This window comes from Porcipelethomonas sp., assembly GCF_051893655.1.
Classification (GTDB): Bacteria; Bacillota; Clostridia; order Oscillospirales; family Ruminococcaceae; genus Porcipelethomonas.
Genome location: NZ_JBJFHN010000089.1, coordinates 8,347 through 10,387 on the forward strand (window position 1 = coordinate 8,347; position 2,041 = coordinate 10,387).

A 2,041-nucleotide genomic window follows, 5' to 3' on the forward strand; every position below is an offset into this window, starting at 1 on the left:
GTTAATTTTATTGATTCATTTAGATAAGGCTCGACAGCTTACTTTTTGAAAAAAAGTAAGACAAAAACTTTCAGACGTGGGTTGATTTTATTGATTCATTTAGATAAGGCTCGACAGCTTACTTTTTGAAAAAAAAGTAAGAGAAAAACTTTCAGACGTGGGTTTCTTTTATTTGTTCCTTTAAATAAGCAAAAAACTTTTTTAACAAAAACAGGTTTATGAATTGGTTAGCTGTACAAAGAGCTTCTGAAGATCCATTGCGGTTACTTCAATATTATCGGGCAGTGATGCCTTATCAGGACTTCCAAGAATATACGCAGTTTTAAGTCCGCCGATAGAATCGCAGCCTATAACTTCTTTTCCCTCAATATATTTATCAATTGCTGCGGCAGAGCCTGAAACGGTATAGCCGGTTTTTAACAGACTGTCCCTTGATTGATTTCTTATAACCTTGCCATCTTTAATAATTATTACATCTTCAATTACCGATGAAACTTCTTCGATAATATGCGTTGAAATTACGCAGCAGAAAGGATTTTCCGCATATTTTTCGATAAGGAATCTGTAAAACAAATCTCTGTGATTTGCGTCCAGACCTAAAACAGGTTCATCTAAAAATACATAAGGCGTATTTACTGACAGAGCAATTATGATTTTATAAATTGAGGTATATCCTGTAGAAAGTGAACGAGGAGTTTTATTAAGCTTCAGACCGAAAGCATCGGAAAGCTTTTTTGCATATTCCATGTCAAAACCCGGATAAAATTCCTGAGTCCATTTAAAAATATCCTTTATTTTCATTTTTTGAGGATAAAGATTGCTTTCATTCATAAGATAAATTTTTCTCAGTGCATGATCATTTTCCTTAGCTGGTTCACCGTCAATAATAACACTTCCGTCAGATGTAAAAAGTCTGTTGGATATAATTTTTAATAATGTTGATTTGCCAGCACCATTTCTTCCGAGAAGTCCGTAAATTCTGCCTTCTTCAAACGTAAGATTTACATTTTCAAGTGCTCTGATTTTTCTAAAATCCTTTGTAATATCTTTGATTTCAATTGCCATAATAATCTCCGTTCCGCCGCATTTGCAGCTGTCTTTCATATTTCTTCTTTATAAAGCATATCAATGATATCTTTTTTTGTAAGTCCCAGACGCTTTGCCTCACTTAGCATTGATTTAATATAATTATCAAAAAAAGCATCTTTTCTCTTTTCTTTAAGCTTTTCCTTTGCACCCTGAGCTACAAACATACCAACACCCCGCTTCTTATATATGATTCCTTCATCTACCAGAATATTTATTCCCTTAAGAGCTGTTGCAGGATTTATCTTATAATTGACAGAAAAATCCGTTATTGAAGGAATCTGACTGTCCTCCTCAAAAGCACCAGTTAAAACTGCGTCTTCAATTCCTTCTGCAATCTGTATAAAAATCGGCTTTTCACTGTCAAAATTTATCTGCATATGTTATGCCTCCTTTCTTATGTGGTTAACTACTCTAGTAACTAACTACAGTCATATAATACCATATCTTTTTTTCTTTGTCAATACCTTTTTTATATTTTTTCCCGACCCTTAGCGGTTGACATTGTACTCTTAAAGATGTATACTTTTAAATATAATACTATTTTAACCTTTATTTAACAATCATCTAACTTTTTTCAAAAAGTAAGGCAAAAACTTTTATTTCGATTTTCATCGACTGTATATTTTAATTAATTCACGAAGATTTACTTCATAGAGAATTTAAATAAGGCTCGACAGCTTACTTTGTAGGGGCGAGCATTGCTCGCCCTTCTGTTACTTTCTTGTGGCAACAAGAAAGTAACAAAGAAATGCTTACATTACTTTCTTTTCATGTGAAAAGAAAGTAAAACAAAGAAAAAACTTTATCCGTCACCTTGTAGCTGAACTAATTATTCTCGACCTAAAAGGCAAGAAGTTTCAGACGAGGCTTACTTTTATGAATTTTTGTAAATAAGGATCGACAATTTATTTGAATGGAAACATTTATTTTAAGAAAGCTCCCATCAAGATGA

General features: G+C 32.8%; 2 protein-coding genes. Both read right to left on the reverse strand.

Going from position 1 to position 2,041, the window contains the following annotated elements; genetic code table 11:
* Window positions 1-216: 216 nt before the first annotated feature.
* A complete protein-coding gene (locus ACI4WO_RS05130; protein ID WP_439806489.1) occupies window positions 217-1,068 on the reverse strand; it encodes an ATP-binding cassette domain-containing protein in 852 nt (283 codons plus the stop codon).
* A 32-nt stretch (window positions 1,069-1,100) separates the two neighbouring features.
* Window positions 1,101-1,466, reverse strand: coding sequence for a GntR family transcriptional regulator (locus tag ACI4WO_RS05135; RefSeq protein ID WP_439806488.1), 366 nt, complete (start codon window positions 1,464-1,466; stop codon window positions 1,101-1,103).
* Window positions 1,467-2,041: the final 575 nt, after the last annotated feature.

Bases quoted from the DNA above. Each gene is read 5' to 3' on its own strand.
- ACI4WO_RS05135 (WP_439806488.1), bottom strand. From the start codon at position 1,466: ATGCAGATAAATTTTGACAGTGAAAAGCCGATTTTTATACAGATTGCA.